Origin of the sequence: Thiobacillus sp. (assembly GCF_018780105.1) — a bacterium.
Taxonomy (GTDB): Bacteria; Pseudomonadota; Gammaproteobacteria; order Burkholderiales; family Thiobacillaceae; genus Thiobacillus.
The window spans coordinates 1-17,417 of record NZ_JADMKC010000008.1 but is presented as its reverse complement, the minus strand read 5'-3'; the positions used below and the strand labels follow the sequence as shown (position 1 = coordinate 17,417).

Below are 17,417 nucleotides of genomic sequence, written 5' to 3'. Positions count from 1 at the left end.
GCCCCGGCACCAAGGTGGTCTGTCTGGGCAACATCTCGCAGATCGACACGCCCTATCTCACCGAAGGCAGTTCCGGCCTCACCTACGTGGTCGACCACTTCAAGGGCTGGCCGCACAACGGCCACGTCACGCTGCAACGCGGCGAGCGCTCGCGGCTGGCCGATTACGCGGCCGAAGTGCTATAAACCCGGCTACGCCTGCACGTCAGGCGGCTTTCGGGTGATTGAATCAAAACGGGCCGCGACAGCGGCCCGTCCCACCTGCGACAATACAAACCTGAACCTGAAACACAGCCCTAGCTGATTGCGCCGCGCTCGACCCATTCCCGTGCCCAAACCCGTTCCCCTTACTCCCGTCAATCACGACCGCGACAGCGCAGGGATGACCTACGTCTATCCAGTGGTATCGCGGCGCGCGGGCGGGGTGTCGGTCGGCATCAACCTCAATCCCAACAACGCCTGCAACTGGGCCTGCGTGTATTGCCAGGTGCCGGATCTGGTGCGCGGCGCCGCGCCGGAGATCGATCTGGCGCAGCTGGAAGCCGAACTGCGCGCGCTGCTCGTCGACATTCTGCAGGGCGATTTCATGCAAACCCGGGTGCCCGAAGGAGCCCGACGGCTGAACGACATCGCGCTGTCGGGCAATGGCGAGCCGACCAGTGCCAAGGCATTTCCCGAGATCATCGAACTGATCGGCCGGGTGATGGCGGATTTCAATCTGGTAAGCAAGATCAAGCTGGTGCTGATCACCAACGGCAGCCTGATCGATCGGCCGCGGGTCCGCGCAGGTCTTGCGAAAATGGCAGCCCTGAACGGAGAAGTGTGGTTCAAGTTCGACAGCGCCACCGCCAGCGGCATGCGCGCCATCAACCAGACCCGCCTCTCGCCCGACAAGCAGTTCGAACGCCTGGGTGTGGCTGCAGCACTGTGCCCGACCTGGTTGCAGACCTGCGTGTTTGCGCGCGACGGCAAGACGCCGGACGACGCCAAGCAGGCGGCCTATCTCGCCGCCGTCACGCGCATCCGCGATCTATCCATCCCGGTCCAGGGCGTGCTGCTGTATGGCCTGGCGCGGCCATCGCTGCAGCCGCAGGCGGACCGCCTGTCCGCCCTGCCCGCCGCATGGCTGGATGCCTTTGCCGAGCGCATCCGTGCAGCCGGCTTGCCGGTGAAAGTTTCGTTGTGAGGAGCGGCACATGATTCATGGCATCGGCACCGACCTGCTTGATGCCGAACGCATCCGCAGCGGCCTCGCGCGCTTTGGCGCAGCGTACGCCGAGCGCATCCTCGCCCCGGCGGAGCACGCAGGCTATGCCGCCAGCCGCGACCCGGCGCGCTTCCTGGCGAAAAGCTTCGCCGTCAAGGAAGCCTTCGCCAAAGCCGCCGGCACGGGTCTGCGGGCACCGGTTGCACTGCAGAACATTGCCGTTCTGCGCGACGCGCTTGGCAAGCCGCATATCCAATGTGCGCCTGCACTCGCTGACTGGCTGGCGGCACGCGGCGTGACGGGGCATCATGTATCCCTGTCGGACGAAGGCGACTGGATCCTGGCCTTCGTCGTGCTGGAGCGATCCAACCCACCCGAATCAACACAACTGGAAATCCCATGACGCCCACTCTGTATCGGAAACGCCCATGACACTCGGCCCCCTGATGCTCGACGTGGCAGGCACCGAGCTCACCGAAGACGACCGCCGCCGGCTTTCCCATCCGCTGGTCGGCGGGGTGATCCTGTTTTCCCGCAACTACCGCGACCCCGCGCAGCTCGAAGCGCTGACCACGGACATCCACGCGCTCAAGTCCGCCCCGCTGCTGATCGGCGTCGATCACGAAGGCGGCCGGGTGCAGCGTTTCCGCGAAGGCTTCACGCGGCTGCCGAGCATGCGCACCTTCGGCGAAATCTGGAATGAACATCCGAAACAAGCCAAGCATCTGGCGCGCGAGACCGGCTACGTGCTGGCCGCCGAACTGCGCGCGCACGGCGTCGACTTCAGCTTCGCCCCGGTGCTCGACCTCGACTACGGCGCCTCGTCGGTGATCGGCGACCGCGCCTTTCACGGCTCGCCGCACACCGTATTCGAACTCGGCCAGTCGGTGATGCTGGGGATGAAAGACGCAGGCATGGCCGCCTGCGGCAAGCACTTCCCCGGCCACGGCTTCGTGGTGGCGGATTCGCACGTGGCGATCCCGGTCGACGAACGCACCCTGGCCGACATCGCAATCGCCGACCTGGTGCCGTTCCGCCTGATGATCGAAGCGGGTCTCGCCGCGATCATGCCCGCGCATGTGATCTATCCGCAGGTTGATTCCCTGCCCGCCGGCTTCTCCCGCATCTGGCTGCAGAAGCTGTTACGCAAGCAACTCGGATTTGACGGCACGATTTTCAGTGACGACCTGTGCATGGAAGCGGCGGCCGTTGCCGGCGGCGTGGTCGAGCGGGTCGCGGCTGCGCTCGACGCCGGTTGCGACATGGCGCTGGTGTGCAACCGTCCCGATCTGGCCGACGAAGTGCTGGCCAAACTCAAGGTCGACTGGCCCGCCCCGGCCCGCGCCCGGCTGGCACGCATGCACGGCCATCCGCACCCGCTTTCGATGACCGCCCTGCGCGAGTCCGCGCGTTACGCCGACGCCCTGCATCACATTGCCGGGCTGGGCATAAACTCCGGCAATCTGAATCTGGCAGCCGACCCGACGGACTACTGTGCCCGCTCATAAGCACACTCACGATCATGGTCACGGCCATGATCACGACCCCGACCAGAATCTTTCGCTCGAGAACGGCGAGGATCACGTCCGTCACCATCTCGGCCATGACAGCAGCAGCAAAACGCTGCTCATCGCCCTGCTGCTCACCCTGGGGTTTGCCTGTGTAGAAGTCGTTGCGGGTTTCTGGTCCGGCTCGCTGGCGCTGCTGTCCGATGCTGCCCACATGGTCACCGATGCCACCTCACTCGGGCTTGCCGCCGCCGCAGCCTGGCTGGCGCGCCGCCCGCCTTCGCTGCAGCATTCCTACGGTCTGGTGCGCGCCGAGGTGCTGGCGGCGCTGATCAACAGTCTCGCCATGCTGGTGCTGATCGGCTTCATCGTGTACGAGGCCCTCGAGCGCTTCAGCACGCCGCAGCCCATCGCGGGCGGCACCGTCGTCGTCGTCGCCGTGATCGGGCTCATCGTCAACCTCATCGTGGCCTGGACCCTGCATCACGGCGTGCATACCCTCAACAGCCGCGCCGCCCTGCTGCACGTACTGGGCGATGCCCTTGGCTCGGTTGCAGCGATCACCGCCGGCATCGTCATCCTCGCCACCGGCTGGACCCCGATCGATCCCTTGCTGTCCCTGTTCGTCGCCCTACTGATCAGCATCTCTGCGCTGCGACTGCTACGCGAAGTCGTCCACGTACTGATGGAGGGCGTGCCGCTCAACATCAAGCTCGAAGCCGTCGGCCACGATCTCGCCGCGCTGCCTGGCGTACTGCGGGTGCACGACCTCCATGTATGGACGCTCTCCACCGGCACCCTCGCGCTGTCGGCCCACCTTGAAATTCGTTCCCTGTCCGACTGGCCGAACCTGCTTGAATCGGCCCGCCAGACCCTGGCTTCGCGCCACGGTATCCGCCACGTCACGCTGCAACCCGAAGCGCTGGCTGCCGCACCGATGGTGCGCGCGCCCTATCCTCCCCGCCCCATCTGAATCTTTTTTTGACAATCGTCGAGCGACCACTTGACTTACAAATGAGAATCGTTATTATTCGTAACACTTAATACAAAGACAGCAATCCATTCCATGAATCCCGATCAACCCGAGCCCGACACCCTACAAACCGGCACGCCCCTCTCCAGCCGTAGCCCGGTCGAATCCGGAACGCGGTCTTTTCCGCCGGGCGCCATCCCGACAGAGTTTTTATTCCAGGGCGGTCAGGAAATCCTGATCAACCACAACGGCGAGCACTATCGCTTGCGCATCACCAAAAATGGAAAACTGATCCTCACCAAGTAAGCCTCTTCCATTTTCCGTTGCTGAAAATGGTATTCACCGCACCGCCCGCCAGCGCCCACGCGCCAGCCAGCCCTCACTCAAAAGGAGACTGGCATGCCCGCAACCCCCACTCATAGCACGCACGAAATCGTCATCGCAGCCACGTTGTGGTTGATGCACCGCTATCAACAGACCGGCTGCAAAAAACTCGCCCGCATGATCGAACAACATTTGCGCTGGATGCAGACGAGTGACGGTAGCCCGACGCTTGCCAAAACATGTCAGCGACTATCGCTCACCTGGCAAACCCTGTCGGGTACGGCACTCTCCAACCCTCCATCCACACCGCACTGAGGACACGTCATGCAAACCACCCACTCTGTTTCGATACTGGTTGCCGCTCTGGTCATGCTGCGTCACCCCTGTAGCCGCAACAAGGCTACCGCCCGGTTTTTGCTAGAACGCGCAGCCGAGCATAGCGAACTCACACCGGCAGAACGCGATGCCTGCCGCTCACTTGCCGAAGATCTGGATAACGGCCCCGCCGAGTACACAAAACCCGGCCAGGTTCAGAACCCTCATTCCGGCTATCGCATGCTGGGCGAGCGCATGGAGATGTATTGATGCTCTCAATCGCCTATCGCTTCCACGCCCTGCCGCGCCATCAGGATCATTTCCGCCATGCTTATCAGGCTGCGCGTGAAACCCTGCAACAGGCTCTTGGCCTGGTTTCGCACGAACTGAACGATCCGCGTGGCCGGCGTGACCCGTTCATCCTGCAGTTGTCCTGGGACAACCAAGCCAGTTTCGATCGCTTCACCCATTCATGGATCGGCGTATGGATGATCAACGGCATGGGCTTGTCGCGCCACGACTTTTTTGCCCCGATCGACGCCCCATTCGATGCATCCCAACCCACCCGTCACACAGACGGAAGCCCATCCTGATACGACGTTGCAAACCTGCAGCCTCGGCAACAGCTGAACAAGCCTGCAAATATCGGCCCGAACGCGTCAGGGGAAAACCGATTGAGAACATCAATCGCCCTGCTTTAAAAATTGAATTGGAATATTCGGTTTTACTTAAGTAAAGTTCGCCCCGTCGAATCTTTAACCCACTTTTTCAACCGGAGCTACGCACCATGCAAACCCTCATCAACACCGAAATCAAACCCTTCAAAGCCGAAGCTTTCATGAACGGCAAGTTCCAGCACATCACCGACGAAGACCTCAAAGGCAAATGGTCCGTGGTGTTCTTCTACCCTGCCGACTTCACCTTCGTCTGCCCGACCGAGCTGGGCGACCTGGCTGACAACTACGAGACTTTCAAGAAGCTGGGCGTGGAAATCTACGCGGTGTCCACCGACACCCACTTCACCCACAAGGCCTGGCACGACACCTCCGACACCATCGGCAAGATCCAGTACCCGATGATCGGCGACCCCACCGGCACCATCACCCGCAACTTCGGCGTGATGATAGAGGAAGCCGGTCTGGCCGAGCGCGGCACCTTCGTGATCGACCCGCAGGGCAAGATCCAGATCATCGAGATCAACGCCGGCGGCATCGGCCGCGATGCGCTGGAACTGCTGCGCAAGGTCAAGGCTGCGCAATACGTCGCTGCCCACCCCGGCGAAGTCTGCCCGGCCAAATGGAAGGAAGGCGAAGCCACCCTGGCGCCGTCGCTCGACCTGGTCGGCAAGATCTAAGTCCTTCCTGCTCACCCTCTCCCCTGCCCCTCTCCCTCAAGGGAGAGGGGAAATGGGAGGGCAACACAAAGGCGTCGGCCGCTTTCGGCTGCCGACGCTTTTTTATTGCCATTCACTTTGTAACAAACGGAGATCGCCATGCTCGACGCCAACATCAAAGCGCAACTCAAAACCTACATGGAGCGCCTGGTCGCCCCCATCGAACTGGTGGCTTCGCTCGACGACAGCGCCAAGTCGCAGGAAATGCGCGCGCTGCTGGAAGAAATCGCCAGCGTCTCCGACAGGATCAGCCTGCTGGAAAACGGCGTCGATGCGCGCAAGCCTTCGTTCAGCATCGGCCTGGTGAACCAGCCCGCGCGCATCCGCTTCGCCGGGCTGCCGATGGGGCACGAGTTCACCTCGCTGATCCTGGCGCTGCTGCAGGCCAGCGGCTACGCGCCCAAGATCACCGACGAGCAAATCGAGCAGATTCGCGGCATCGATGGCCAGAATGGTGAACACCTCCGTTTCGAGACCTATATCTCGCTGTCCTGCCACAACTGCCCGGACGTGGTGCAGGCGCTCAACACGCTGTCCGCGCTCAACCCCAACATCCAGCACGTGATGATCGACGGCGCGCTGTTCCAGGACGAGGTCGAGACGCGCCAGGTAATGGCCGTGCCGACCGTATACCTGAACGGCGAAGTGTTCGGCAACGGCCGCATGGCGATCGAGGACATCCTGGCCAAGCTCGACACCGGTGCCGCCGCGCGCGACGCTGCCAAACTGTCGCAGAAAGCGCCCTACGACGTGCTGGTGGTGGGTGGCGGCCCGGCCGCGGCGGCCGCCGCAATCTATGCCGCGCGCAAGGGCATCCGCACCGGCGTGCTGGCCGAGCGCTTCGGCGGCCAGGTGCTCGACACCATGGCGATCGAAAACCTGATCTCGGTGCCCCACACCGACGGCCCCAAGCTGGCCCGCGCGCTGGAAGAGCACGTGCGCGAATACGACGTCGACATCATGAACCTGCAGCGCGCCGAAAAGCTCATCCCCGGCAGCGCAGGCAGCTACCACGAACTGCGCCTCGCCAACGGCGCGGTGCTCAAGTCGAAGAGCATCATCGTCGCCACCGGCGCGCGCTGGCGTGAACTCAACGTACCCGGTGAACTCGAATACCGCGGCAAGGGCGTGGCCTACTGCCCGCACTGCGACGGTCCGTTGTTCAAGGGCAAGCACGTTGCGGTGGTCGGCGGCGGCAACTCCGGCGTCGAGGCGGCGATCGACCTCGCCGGCATCGTCGGCCACGTCACCCTGCTCGAATTCGGCGACACCCTGCGCGCCGATGCCGTGCTGCAGAAAAAGCTCTACAGCCTGCCCAACGCCACCGTCATCAAGAGCGCGCAGACCACGCAGATCACCGGCGCCGGCGGCAAGGTCGACGGCCTCGAATACACCGACCGCACCACCGGCCAGACCCAGCATGTGGCGCTCGAAGGCGTGTTCATCCAGATTGGGCTGCTGCCGAATACCGACTGGCTGAAAGGCACGATCGAACTGTCGCGCTTCGGCGAAATCGTGGTCGATGCCAAGGGCCAGACGGACGTGCCTGGCGTGTTCGGCGCGGGCGACTGCACCACGGTGCCGTACAAGCAGATCGTCATTGCGATGAGCGAAGGCGCGAAAGCCAGCCTCGCCGCGTTCGATCACCTGATCCGCAGTTCGGTCACGGCCTGAGCGTCAGCACAAGCCAGCCTGCCCTGGCATCGCGGTCAGCCCGGCTTTCCGGGTGGACCGGATTGCATCACCTTCAAGCCCCGGACACGCGTCCAGGGCTTTTTTACAACAGCTTTCATTAGCCGATTCTTATTGTTTGACACACATAATGCGAATTATTATCATTACTTATATTGTTTGACAAAAGCCGGGGCGCATAGCCCGGCAACGGCCAGACACCTTGGAGCGAACCGCTCCATCGCCAGCCACGGACACCCGCATCGCTACGGGTCCAGTCCCCAGCCCGCATTCTTGAACCAAACCGGAATTGCACTGGATGACGCCTTCGCTGACTGCCCCTGCCGCCCGCAATGACGGCACCCCGAACACGGCACTGACAACCGCCGCCTCGCTGCCGTACACGCCGCACCTGTCGCGCCTGTCGCTCGCCGGCGTCGTGCTGGTCCACGCCGGTTTGCTGGCCGCCCTGTTACTGGCTATCGCCGACAAGGCCAAGACCATTACCCCTCCTCGCCCGCTGATGGTGAGCCTGATCGAAGACGAGCAGCCGGAGCCCGAACCCGAAGTCCGGCCCTCCCCGCCCCAACCCGTGGTCAAGCCGCAGACGCCGCCGCCGATGCTGGTCGCCAAGCGTGCCACGCCGACCCCGCAAGCCATGGTCGAGGCACCCAGGCCCGATCCCAAACCCGAGCCGGTGCCCGAAGTGCCGCCGCCGCCTGCGCCGGTGATGGCCGAAGCGCCCAAGCCCGCGCCACCTCCGCCGCCCACGCCGCCGCGTGCGGCCGACTACCTGAACAACCCCAAACCGCGCTACCCGGGATTGTCGAAGAAGCTGAAAGAAGAAGGCACCGTACAGCTGCGTGCGCTGATCAATCCGGACGGCAGCGTGGCAAAGCTCGAAGTGCTGAAAAGCAGCGGCTACGAGCGCCTCGACAGCTCGGCCTTCAATACCGTCAAGAACAGCTGGAAGTTCGAGCCGGCCCGCCAGAACGGCCAGCCCGTCGCGGAATGGGTCAATTTTCCCGTCGAATTCACATTGAAAAACAGGAGCTAAATATGGACACCCCCGCCGCTACCCACCTGGGCTTTGCCCACTTCATCGCGCAGGCCGACGGCCTCGCGCATTTCCTGCTCGTCGTGCTGCTGGCGATGTCGGTCATCACCTGGTATCTGATCGTCAGCAAGAGCCTCGCCAACCTGCGCATGAAAAAACATGCCGAGGCATTTCTCAGCCGCTTCTGGGATGCACCCGGCCTGCCCGCGGTCGCCGACTACCTGCAGAACAACGGCATCAACGACCCGTTCTCGCATCTGACCCACCACGGGCTCAAAGCCGCCGAACAGTTCCGCAACAAGACCGGATCGCGCCTGGTCGAATCGGGCTCGGAAGACGAATTCCTCACCCGCGCCCTGCGCCGTGCCATCACCCAGGACACCGCGCGCCTCGAATACGGCCAGACCATGCTCGCCTCGATCGCGTCCTCCGCGCCTTTCGTCGGCCTGTTCGGCACGGTGTGGGGCATCTATCACGCGCTGGTCAATATCGGCATGAGCGGCTCCGGCAGCCTCGACCAAGTCGCCGGACCGGTCGGCGAGGCGCTGATCATGACCGCGCTGGGACTGGCGGTCGCGATCCCGGCCGTGCTCTCGTACAACTTCTTCAACCGCTCCAAGCGCCAGATGCTGACCGAAGTCGACGGCTTCGCGCATGACCTGTTCGCCTTCATGTCCACCGGCGTGCGCAACAACACCCGCGTTCACAAGGACGAGGCGCGCGTCTACACGGCCCCGGCCGCAAGGAGCGCATGATGGCCTTCGGCGGACTCATGAACGAGGCCGGCGACGGCGACAACGCGGAAATCAACATGATTCCGCTGATCGACGTGATGCTGGTGCTGCTGGTCATCTTCATCATCACCGCGCCGCTGATGACGCATGCCGTCAAGGTCGACCTGCCGGTGGCGTCCAGCCGCCAGCCCGACGACATCAAGCCCGACACCATCAAGCTGTCGATCACGTCCGACGGCACGGTGTACTGGAATGCCGAAGCCGTCGACCAGGCGGCCTGGCAGGCGCGGATGGAGGCCGCCGCGCAGAAAAACCCGCAGCCGGAAATGCATATCCGCGCCGACGGCGAACTCGCCTACAAGAACGTCGCCCAGATCATGTCCGGCGCGGCACGCGCCGGTCTGACCAAGCTCGGTTTCGTGACTGATCCCAGGAAAGTGAACCAAGCCGTCCCCGAAACAGAATAAACACCGCCACGAGCGGCCCCTTTTTTCAACCGCAGCCAGCCAAGCGTTTTGCTCCGCCAGCCAGTCATTCGTCCCTCAGGAGAGCAAAACCCATGTCACACCTTCGACCGCACCCGCCCTCGGGCACGCTGCGCCAGCTGCTGGCCCGCCTGCAACCTGCGACCACCGCACCGGCTGTCGCTTCGCTGGCCTTTGCCATGCTGGCGCCCGCCGCGCTGGCGCAAACCGCAACCAATGTATCGCCAGCCCCTGCCGCGCCGCCCACTGCCACACATGAGACCTCGCTGCCGGCGGTGAAGGTGGAAGACACCGCCGACCCGATGGAAGTGAACAATGGCTACCAGGCCACTGAAACCCGTGTCGGCAGGGTCAAGCAGGATCCGCACGATGTGGCGCAGGCCGTCACCAGCGTGACCCACCAGTTGATGGAAGAGCAGCAGGTCGGTTCCCTGCGCGAAGCGCTGCGCAACGTGTCCGGCCTCACCTTCAACGCGGCCGAAGGCGGCCGTGCCGGCGACAACATGATGCTGCGCGGTTTTTATACCTTCGGCGACATGTACCTCGACGGCATCCGCGACACGGCGCAATACAACCGCGAAACCTTCTTCCTCGAACAGATCGACGTACTGCGCGGTTCTGCCTCGATGCTGTTTGGCCGCGGCCAGGCCGGCGGCGTCATCAACCTCGTCTCCAAGACCCCCAAGCGCGCCGACGCCTATACGCTCACCGGCAGCCTCGGTACCGAGACCTACAGCGAAGTGACCGCCGACCTCAACAAGCGGCTGGGCGAGGACAGCGCCATACGCGTCAATCTGATGAAGCGCAACGAAGGCAGCTGGCGCGAGAACCCGGTCACCGGCACCGAACCCGAAGTCGATCGCGGCGGCGCGCAGGTCAGCCTGTCGCTCGGCATGCAAACCGACAACGAGTTCAATTTCTCCTACCTGTATCTGCGCAACCGCGACATTCCGGACTACGGCTTCTCGTTCGACAACGCAACCCGCGCGCCGAATACAAACTTCACGCCGGATACATTCTGGGGCGTGGACGGCAACTTCGACGACAGCGACGTGAACGTGGTCACCGGCAGCTGGACCCACCGCTTCTCGCCCAAGACCGAGTTGCTGACCTCGCTGCGCTACGGCGATTACGAGCGCAGCTACTGGGCACGCACCCCGAGCGCGACGGTTGCGCCCAATGCGGATGGCACCATCACTGGCAACGGCGGAAACTGGAACGCAGGCCCGACGCGCTCGATGGACTATGAAACGCTGGCCCTGCAATCGGTCCTGACATCCAGCTTCCGCGCCTGGGACATGAAACATGAAGTGGTCGGCGGCGTCGAATATCTGCACGAAGACAGCCACCGCAGCAGCCTGCTCAACCTGGGCGGAACGACAATCGCCTCAGGAATTCCACCTCTCTTCCAGCCCTACGTGGAAGGCACGGGCGGCCTGAACAATTTCACCAGCGACTCCTACGCGCTCTACCTCCAGGACACAGTCGAGTTCATTCCGTTCTGGAAAGCCACCCTGGGCGTGCGCCGCGACAATCTCGACGCCGAGTACACCAGCGCAACCTCGCCTCAACTCAACTACGGCGAATGGAGCTATCGCGCCGCGCTGTCGTATCAGCCGACCGAAACGGCCCATTACTACTTCGGCTACAGCGATTCGTTCAGCCCCACGGCCGACCTGTATCAGCTGACCGTGGTGCCGCAGCCGCCGGAAACCAGCGAAGTGTATGAAATCGGCGCGAAATGGATGTTCTTCGACGGCGATCTCAGCTTCCGTACCGCGCTCTACAGCGCGACCAAGTACTGGGAGCGCAGCTCTGACCTCGAATCGACCGCAGCGATCCTGACCAAGAAACGCCGCACCAACGGCCTCGAACTGGAAGCAGCCGGTCGCATCACGCCCAACTGGGAAATCTTCTCGGGCCTGGCGCTGATGGATGCCGAGATTCTCGATACCGCGGAGAACGTCAACGCCACCACCGGCGTGATCACCAAGGGCAACCTGGGCTATATCGGCCAGCGCCCGCGCAACACGCCCGAGTACACGTTCAACCTGTGGACGACCTACGCGCTCGGCGGCGGCTGGAAAATCGGCGGCGGCGTCGAGGTCAAGGGCGATCGCTACGGCTACAACCCGAGCGGCGCAGGCGCGGTTCCCACCCTGCCCGGCAGCACCGAATTCCATCCCAACACCGCGCCGTCGTACGACCGCTGGGATGCCATGGTCGCTTACGAGCAGAAGAGCTGGGCCGCACGCCTGAACGTCAAGAACCTGTTCGACGACGTCTACTATGACTCGATCTACGACAATGGCCCGTTCACCGTGCCAGGCACCGGACGTCAGATCATCCTCACCGGCGAGTTGAAGTATTAAGCAAGCCTTTCCCCACCGTCATTGGCGGGGTGGGGGCATTGTCCGGCTGACAACGGACAGTACCTCCACCCCGACAGGAGACTCTCATGCTGTTACACATCCCCAACGTACTCGACGCTGACACCCTCGCCCGCTGCACGGCCCAGCTCAAGCAGGCCGACTGGACCGATGGCCGCGTCACCGCCGGTTCGCAGGCCGCCACCGTCAAAAACAACCTGCAATTGCCGGAGACCAGCCTGGTGGCGTTGCAGCTGCGCGCAGCCGTACTGGAAGCGCTGTCGAAAAATGCGCAATTCTTCAGCGCCGCGCTGCCCAAGCGCATCTACCCGCCGCTGTTCAACCGCTACGGCGATCAGGCCAACTCATTCGGCAACCACGTCGACAACGCCATCCGCACCCATCCCTCCAGCGCGCAGCACGTTCGAACCGATATGTCGTTCACCCTGTTCCTGAACAACCCCGGCGACTACGAAGGCGGCGAACTCATCATCGAAGATGGCATGGGCGGCCGCGCGGTGAAACTGCCGGCGGGCGACCTCATCCTCTATCCGTCCTACAGTGTGCACCGGGTCGAACCGGTGACGCGCGGCGCGCGCTTGGCCTGCTTTACCTGGCTCGAAAGCATGGTGCGCGAACCGCAGCAGCGTGAATTGCTATACGAACTCGACATGAGCATCGTCGCGCTGCGCGGCGAGCAGGGCGACACCGATACCGCCGTGCGCCTCACCAGCTGTTATCACAACCTGATGCGGATGTGGGCGATGGTCTGAACGCCGCCGTGAGCACGCCGCACCCTAGCCGATCCAGCCTGCTCCCATTCCCGCCCATCCCGGGGCACACGCACCAGCCCTATATTTTGTAGGGCCTTTACAACACGCCACGATTCACTTTCGCATATTGATTGACATCAATAATACGAATTACTATCATTTGCGACCGTGTTCCCTACTTCCCGGCAATTGCTTCGGGCGGAATGGAATCTGTCTGCGCCTCTGCAGACGTGCGCCAGCCAGGCACCGGCCCGGCCAGCATTCATCAACCTGACAGGAGCCCGGCGTGAGCTACTTGCTTAATGCAACGCTTCCCCGGCACCCCGATATCCACTTTGTTTACCTTCAGCCAGCCAGTCCCATGGATCAGCCAGCCAAATCACTCGATCCATGGGAGCCCTCAATGAAAGTCCGTTTACTTGCACTTGCCGTACCGTTCGCCTTCGCCGCACAGCTTACCCCACTCGCCCACGCCGACGAAAACCTGCTCGGTTACGTCGCCGGTACCGAAACCCTGCCGCAAGGCGCCAGCGAGATTTATCTGATCATGACTCACCGCTGGGACAAGGGCGAAGGCAACTATCCGGCCGGCAGCGCGGATTACAGCGCCTACGATTACCAGTTCGAATATGAACGCGGCATCACGCATCGCCTCACCGGCACCCTCGAACTCAAAGGGCAATCGATCGACACCAGCGGCTTGGTAATCGACGGCTACATGCCCGGCGCGGAAAGTTACGGCTTCAAACTCTCGGGGGTCGAAGGCAAGCTGAAGTACAACTTCCTTTCCATGGCCAAGGACGACATCGGCTTGTCCACCACCTTCTCGCTGCAGCAGAACTGGCTCGACCCGCACTCGGGCAAGGACAAGGACACGACCAAATTCGAACTCGGCCTGCAACTGCAAAAGCTGTTCCTCGACGATCAGCTGTCGCTGATGGCGAATACCGGTTTCGAAGGCACTTACGCCAAGCGCGACCCGCTCGACGCCGCCACGCAGGCCAGCGCCGACGCCGCGATCCAGGCAATCACCGGCGACCCCGCCGCGACCTTCGAATGGCCGACCGAACCCGAAATGGAAATCGAGTTCAACCTCGGCCTCGGCGCGTCTTACCGTTTCGCGCCGAACTGGAATATCGGGCTTGAAACGGAGTACCAGACCGAATTCGAAACCGAAGTCGGGCAGGAGCGCTGGACCTGGTTCGCCGGACCGTCGATCCATTACGGCAGCAAGCAATGGTGGGCGACGCTGACCTGGTTCGAACAGCTAGCCGGCGGCAAGGAGCAATACATCGGCCAGACCGACGACGACCTGCACCTGATCGAGAAAACCAAGCACGAGCTGCGCTTGAAGCTCGGCTACAACTTTTGAGGCCTGCCATGTCGAATCAACCCAACTGGCTTGTCGTTCCCGCCGTGTGCGTGCCGCTGTTTGCCGCGGCGCCCGCTTTCGCCGTGCAGTACCTGACGGCCGAGGCCGCGCAGAAACTGCTGTTCCCCGAGGCGAGCACTTTCGTTACGCATCCGGTGCGGCTCGACGACGCTCAGAAGAAGGCCGTCGAAAAAGCCGCCGGCGTGCGCATGCGCTATCCCGAGCAGCCGGTGTGGCAGGTCATCGCGGACGGCAAACCGGCTGGCTGGTTCGTGCTCGACGAGGTGTACGGCAAGCACGAATTCATCACCTACGCGGTCGCGCTCGACGCGACGGGTGCAGTGCGCGGCGTCGAAGTCCTCGACTACCGCGAAACCCATGGCGGCCAGATCGTCAATCCGAAATGGCGCGCGCAATTTGACGGCAAGCGCTACGGCGCGGCGCTGAAGCTCGACGACGACATCCAGAACATCAGCGGTGCCACGCTGTCGTGCAAGCACATCAGCGAAGGCGTGCGACGCGTGCTGGCCATTCACAAGGTGGCGCTGCAATGATCGCTCGACGCGCCCAGCCCTGGCTCGGCACCCTGGTCGAAATCGTCGCCGAAGGCATCGACATGCCGGCCCTGCTCATAGCATCGGACCGTGCGTTCGCACGCGTCGCGGCGGTGCATGCGGCGATGAGCTTCCAGTCCGCCGATTCGGAGTTGACGCGCGTCAACCGCGAAGCCCAGACCGATTGGGTCGCGCTGTCTCCCGATCTCGCCGCCGTGTTCGCCACCGCGCTGGAATTTGCACGCACGAGCGCAGGCCTGTTCGATCCGAGCGTGGCGGGCTGGCTGGTCGCATCGGGCTGCCTGCCGCGCCATCCCGGCTTTCCCGCAGCCGCCACTCCCGACTGGCGCGCCATCGAACTCGACAGTGATCGCGTGCGTTACGCGCGTCCCCTGCTGATCGATCTGTCCGGCATCGCCAAGGGCTACGCAGTTGACGTCGCGCTCGCCAGCCTCGCCACCAGCGGGCTGGCCGCCGCCACCGTCAACGCCGGCGGCGATCTGGCCCGCTTCGGCGACGACGCCGTGCCGGTGCACGTGCGCCTGCCGCAGCATCCCACGCACAGCCTGCAGCTGGCCGAACTGCAGAACGGTGCAGCCGCCACCTCGGCCAGCTATTTCCAGCCGGATGCGCTGCGCCATCCCGCCAGCGGCGACGTCTTGTGCGCCGGCACCAGCGTCACCGTACTGGCCGCCGACTGCATGACCGCCGACGCGCTGACCAAGGTCGTCGCGGCCGGCATCCTGGAAACCGATCCGCTACGCGGGGGCGCACCGCACACGGTGGAGGTACTGGCGCGTTACGGCGCGCAGGCCATCGTCCTCGACGACACGCAAGCCATGCGTTGCGACGCCGGCGGCTGGCACGACCTGCCGCTGGAGCTAGTGGCATGAACGCGCCGGTCATCCGCCTCGGCGCGCGCCACAAACGCCTGGCCTACGCCGCGTTCGCGCTGCTGTGGGCGAGCGGCGCGCTGTGGCTGCTGTTTCATTATTTTTTCGGCGTCGCAGGCGATTTCGGCCCCGAGCCGCATCCGGCCGAGAAATGGTGGCTGCGCATGCACGGTCTGGCGGCCATGCTCGCGCTCGTGGCGGTCGGCTCGCTGGCGACCAACCACATGCGGCTGGCATGGAGCCGCAAAAAGAATCGCCGTACCGGGATGCCGATGCTGGCGCTGACCGCATGGCTCGCCGCCACCGGCTATGCGCTGTATTATTTTTCCAGCGACGACAACGCCGCCTGGCTGCCGCTCCTGCACTGGACGGTCGGGCTCGCGCTGCCACTCGCACTGGTCGCGCATGTGGTGGTCGGCCGCCGCCGCGCGCCGCGCGCGCACCCCCATCCGCACTCGAAGAAAAAACCCGCACTGAGCGTCGCCGTTGCAGTGCGCCCGCCACACGCCAGCCAGAAAGCCAGCCAGTGAACACCGCCAGCAGCACTCTTGATTGTTCGATCGATTTCAAGCCCTATCGCATTAAAGCGGTCCACGCGCCAGAACAGGCGCCCGAATGGGGCGACTGGCTGCGCGAGCTGGGTTTCATTGCGGGCGAAAAAGTGATGCTGATGGCGCGCGCGCCGGGCGGCGATCCGCTGGTGGTGCGCGTCGGTTCGTCCACCTTCGCCTTGCGCCGTGCCGAGGCGGCCTGCATCGAGGTCACGCTGCTGACAGAAGAGGCCGTATCCGCATGAGCGCCTGCCACGATTCGAACCGCTCCCCGGGCAAACCCGCCGTCGTCCACGTGCATCGCGGCGGGCCGCTCATCGCGCTGGTAGGCAACCCCAACTGCGGCAAGACCGCGCTGTTCAACGTGCTGACGGGCAGCCGGCAGAAGGTGGCCAACTACGCCGGCGTCACCGTCGAGCGCAAGGAAGGCCGCTACCTCACGGCTGAGGGAAAAGCCCTGCGCGTGCTCGACCTGCCGGGCACTTACAGCCTCAACCCGCGTTCGCCGGACGAGAAGGTGACGGTCGACGTGCTGATGGGCCGCGCGCGCGGCGAGAAGCGCCCCGACCGGGTGATCTGCGTCGTCGACGCCACCAACCTGCGGCGCAACCTGCGCCTCGTCCTGGCGGTAAAACGCCTCGGCCTGCCCTGCGTGGTCGCGCTCAACATGACCGACCTGGCGGCGCGCCGCGGCATCCATGTGGATGCGGACAAGCTGTCGCTCGAACTCGGCGTGCCAGTGGTCAAGACCGTCGCGGTCAGGAAGGACGGTGCGGGCGCCCTGCGCGCGCTGCTGGATGCGCCGACCGACGCCTGGAGCGACGCCGCCGCGCACGCGGGCGCGGCTGATTCCTCCCCCGTGGTCACGGTCGAAGCCGATCACGATACGGTGCAGCGCATCCTTGTCAGCCTCGGCCTCGACCTGCACGTACCGCACACGCTGTCGGACCGTATCGACCGCGTGGTGCTGCACCCGGTACTCGGCATGGTGCTGCTCGTGACGGTGCTGTTCCTCATGTTCCAGGCGGTGTTTGCCTGGGCCGAGGCGCCGATGGGCTGGATCGAGGCGGTCACCACGTGGGCAGGCAACGCCGTTGCCGCCATGCTGCCCGACGGCTGGGTGAAGAGCCTGCTGGTTGACGGCGTGATCGCAGGCGCCGGCGGCGTGTTGGTGTTCCTGCCGCAGATCCTGATCCTGTTCTTCTTCATCCTGGTGCTGGAGGAATCGGGCTACCTGCC

21 protein-coding genes and 1 pseudogene are annotated in these 17,417 nt (G+C 63.8%); all 22 read left to right on the top strand.

The features are described 5' to 3' along the window. Nucleotides 1-185, top strand: a pseudogene (locus IV098_RS08795) (PhoH family protein); the annotation flags it as partial. A 196-nt stretch (nucleotides 186-381) separates the two neighbouring features. After that, nucleotides 382-1,185: a radical SAM protein gene (locus IV098_RS08790; protein WP_296888192.1), complete on the top strand. Its 804-nt coding sequence runs from the start codon at nucleotides 382-384 to the stop codon at nucleotides 1,183-1,185. Between the two features lie 10 nt (nucleotides 1,186-1,195). Beyond that, complete coding sequence (gene acpS / locus IV098_RS08785; protein WP_296888190.1) at nucleotides 1,196-1,609, top strand: holo-ACP synthase; 414 nt, start codon at nucleotides 1,196-1,198, stop codon at nucleotides 1,607-1,609. A gap of 25 nt (nucleotides 1,610-1,634) precedes the next feature. Beyond that, entirely contained in the window at nucleotides 1,635-2,714 is a 1,080-nt protein-coding gene (gene nagZ, locus IV098_RS08780) for a beta-N-acetylhexosaminidase (protein ID WP_296888189.1), read from the top strand. After that, nucleotides 2,701-3,687 (top strand): cation diffusion facilitator family transporter, encoded by a 987-nt coding sequence (locus tag IV098_RS08775; protein WP_296888188.1) that lies wholly within the window; start codon nucleotides 2,701-2,703, stop codon nucleotides 3,685-3,687. Before nagZ ends, IV098_RS08775 begins: the two co-directional genes overlap by 14 nt. A gap of 93 nt (nucleotides 3,688-3,780) precedes the next feature. After that, entirely contained in the window at nucleotides 3,781-3,993 is a 213-nt protein-coding gene (locus IV098_RS08770; protein WP_296888187.1) for a hemin uptake protein HemP, read from the top strand. Between the two features lie 93 nt (nucleotides 3,994-4,086). Next, nucleotides 4,087-4,326 carry a hypothetical protein gene (locus IV098_RS08765; protein ID WP_296888186.1) on the top strand — a complete coding sequence of 80 codons (240 nt, stop codon included), beginning with the start codon at nucleotides 4,087-4,089 and terminating at the stop codon, nucleotides 4,324-4,326. A gap of 9 nt (nucleotides 4,327-4,335) precedes the next feature. After that, complete coding sequence (locus IV098_RS08760) at nucleotides 4,336-4,596, top strand: hypothetical protein (RefSeq protein WP_296888185.1); 261 nt, start codon at nucleotides 4,336-4,338, stop codon at nucleotides 4,594-4,596. Further along, nucleotides 4,596-4,919, top strand: coding sequence for an antibiotic biosynthesis monooxygenase (locus IV098_RS08755; protein ID WP_296888184.1), 324 nt, complete (start codon nucleotides 4,596-4,598; stop codon nucleotides 4,917-4,919). Before IV098_RS08760 ends, IV098_RS08755 begins: the two co-directional genes overlap by 1 nt. A 194-nt stretch (nucleotides 4,920-5,113) precedes the next feature. Next, complete coding sequence (gene ahpC / locus IV098_RS08750; RefSeq protein WP_296888183.1) at nucleotides 5,114-5,680, top strand: alkyl hydroperoxide reductase subunit C; 567 nt, start codon at nucleotides 5,114-5,116, stop codon at nucleotides 5,678-5,680. Between the two features lie 138 nt (nucleotides 5,681-5,818). Then, on the top strand, nucleotides 5,819-7,393 hold the full coding sequence (gene ahpF / locus IV098_RS08745) for an alkyl hydroperoxide reductase subunit F (protein ID WP_296888182.1): 1,575 nt from the start codon (nucleotides 5,819-5,821) through the stop codon (nucleotides 7,391-7,393). A gap of 316 nt (nucleotides 7,394-7,709) precedes the next feature. Then, complete coding sequence (locus IV098_RS08740) at nucleotides 7,710-8,447, top strand: energy transducer TonB (RefSeq protein WP_296888181.1); 738 nt, start codon at nucleotides 7,710-7,712, stop codon at nucleotides 8,445-8,447. A 2-nt stretch (nucleotides 8,448-8,449) separates the two neighbouring features. Further along, a complete protein-coding gene (locus tag IV098_RS08735) occupies nucleotides 8,450-9,202 on the top strand; it encodes a MotA/TolQ/ExbB proton channel family protein (protein ID WP_296888180.1) in 753 nt (250 codons plus the stop codon). Further along, nucleotides 9,202-9,648, top strand: a complete 447-nt coding sequence (locus IV098_RS08730; protein WP_296888191.1) for a biopolymer transporter ExbD — start codon at nucleotides 9,202-9,204, stop codon at nucleotides 9,646-9,648. The genes IV098_RS08735 and IV098_RS08730 overlap by 1 nt, the downstream gene beginning before the upstream one ends. A 92-nt stretch (nucleotides 9,649-9,740) precedes the next feature. Further along, complete coding sequence (locus tag IV098_RS08725) at nucleotides 9,741-12,038, top strand: TonB-dependent siderophore receptor (protein ID WP_296888179.1); 2,298 nt, start codon at nucleotides 9,741-9,743, stop codon at nucleotides 12,036-12,038. Between the two features lie 86 nt (nucleotides 12,039-12,124). Beyond that, nucleotides 12,125-12,808: a Fe2+-dependent dioxygenase gene (locus tag IV098_RS08720; RefSeq protein ID WP_296888178.1), complete on the top strand. Its 684-nt coding sequence runs from the start codon at nucleotides 12,125-12,127 to the stop codon at nucleotides 12,806-12,808. A 403-nt stretch (nucleotides 12,809-13,211) separates the two neighbouring features. Next, on the top strand, nucleotides 13,212-14,180 hold the full coding sequence (locus IV098_RS08715) for a DUF6662 family protein (RefSeq protein WP_296888177.1): 969 nt from the start codon (nucleotides 13,212-13,214) through the stop codon (nucleotides 14,178-14,180). Between the two features lie 8 nt (nucleotides 14,181-14,188). Next, entirely contained in the window at nucleotides 14,189-14,734 is a 546-nt protein-coding gene (locus IV098_RS08710; protein WP_296888176.1) for an FMN-binding protein, read from the top strand. After that, complete coding sequence (locus IV098_RS08705) at nucleotides 14,731-15,627, top strand: FAD:protein FMN transferase (RefSeq protein WP_296888173.1); 897 nt, start codon at nucleotides 14,731-14,733, stop codon at nucleotides 15,625-15,627. Before IV098_RS08710 ends, IV098_RS08705 begins: the two co-directional genes overlap by 4 nt. Further along, nucleotides 15,624-16,157: a hypothetical protein gene (locus tag IV098_RS08700; RefSeq protein ID WP_296888170.1), complete on the top strand. Its 534-nt coding sequence runs from the start codon at nucleotides 15,624-15,626 to the stop codon at nucleotides 16,155-16,157. Before IV098_RS08705 ends, IV098_RS08700 begins: the two co-directional genes overlap by 4 nt. Beyond that, on the top strand, nucleotides 16,154-16,423 hold the full coding sequence (locus tag IV098_RS08695; RefSeq protein WP_296888167.1) for a FeoA family protein: 270 nt from the start codon (nucleotides 16,154-16,156) through the stop codon (nucleotides 16,421-16,423). The genes IV098_RS08700 and IV098_RS08695 overlap by 4 nt, the downstream gene beginning before the upstream one ends. After that, a partial coding sequence (locus IV098_RS08690; RefSeq protein WP_296888164.1) for a ferrous iron transporter B occupies nucleotides 16,420-17,417 on the top strand: 998 nt, incomplete at its 3' end. The genes IV098_RS08695 and IV098_RS08690, both read left to right, overlap by 4 nt.

What these genes read in the sequence shown, in the direction of transcription:
- ahpF (WP_296888182.1), top strand. Translation starts at nt 5,819, where the DNA reads ATGCTCGACGCCAACATCAAAGCGCAACTCAAAACCTACATGGAGCGC.
- IV098_RS08760 (WP_296888185.1), top strand. Translation starts at nt 4,336, where the DNA reads ATGCAAACCACCCACTCTGTTTCGATACTGGTTGCCGCTCTGGTCATG.
- IV098_RS08770 (WP_296888187.1), top strand. Translation starts at nt 3,781, where the DNA reads ATGAATCCCGATCAACCCGAGCCCGACACCCTACAAACCGGCACGCCC.
- IV098_RS08765 (WP_296888186.1), top strand. Translation starts at nt 4,087, where the DNA reads ATGCCCGCAACCCCCACTCATAGCACGCACGAAATCGTCATCGCAGCC.
- IV098_RS08720 (WP_296888178.1), top strand. Translation starts at nt 12,125, where the DNA reads ATGCTGTTACACATCCCCAACGTACTCGACGCTGACACCCTCGCCCGC.
- IV098_RS08710 (WP_296888176.1), top strand. Translation starts at nt 14,189, where the DNA reads ATGTCGAATCAACCCAACTGGCTTGTCGTTCCCGCCGTGTGCGTGCCG.
- IV098_RS08740 (WP_296888181.1), top strand. Translation starts at nt 7,710, where the DNA reads ATGACGCCTTCGCTGACTGCCCCTGCCGCCCGCAATGACGGCACCCCG.
- IV098_RS08725 (WP_296888179.1), top strand. Translation starts at nt 9,741, where the DNA reads ATGTCACACCTTCGACCGCACCCGCCCTCGGGCACGCTGCGCCAGCTG.
- IV098_RS08715 (WP_296888177.1), top strand. Translation starts at nt 13,212, where the DNA reads ATGAAAGTCCGTTTACTTGCACTTGCCGTACCGTTCGCCTTCGCCGCA.
- IV098_RS08755 (WP_296888184.1), top strand. Translation starts at nt 4,596, where the DNA reads ATGCTCTCAATCGCCTATCGCTTCCACGCCCTGCCGCGCCATCAGGAT.
- IV098_RS08790 (WP_296888192.1), top strand. Translation starts at nt 382, where the DNA reads ATGACCTACGTCTATCCAGTGGTATCGCGGCGCGCGGGCGGGGTGTCG.
- IV098_RS08705 (WP_296888173.1), top strand. Translation starts at nt 14,731, where the DNA reads ATGATCGCTCGACGCGCCCAGCCCTGGCTCGGCACCCTGGTCGAAATC.
- nagZ (WP_296888189.1), top strand. Translation starts at nt 1,635, where the DNA reads ATGACACTCGGCCCCCTGATGCTCGACGTGGCAGGCACCGAGCTCACC.
- IV098_RS08730 (WP_296888191.1), top strand. Translation starts at nt 9,202, where the DNA reads ATGGCCTTCGGCGGACTCATGAACGAGGCCGGCGACGGCGACAACGCG.
- IV098_RS08700 (WP_296888170.1), top strand. Translation starts at nt 15,624, where the DNA reads ATGAACGCGCCGGTCATCCGCCTCGGCGCGCGCCACAAACGCCTGGCC.
- acpS (WP_296888190.1), top strand. Translation starts at nt 1,196, where the DNA reads ATGATTCATGGCATCGGCACCGACCTGCTTGATGCCGAACGCATCCGC.
- ahpC (WP_296888183.1), top strand. Translation starts at nt 5,114, where the DNA reads ATGCAAACCCTCATCAACACCGAAATCAAACCCTTCAAAGCCGAAGCT.
- IV098_RS08735 (WP_296888180.1), top strand. Translation starts at nt 8,450, where the DNA reads ATGGACACCCCCGCCGCTACCCACCTGGGCTTTGCCCACTTCATCGCG.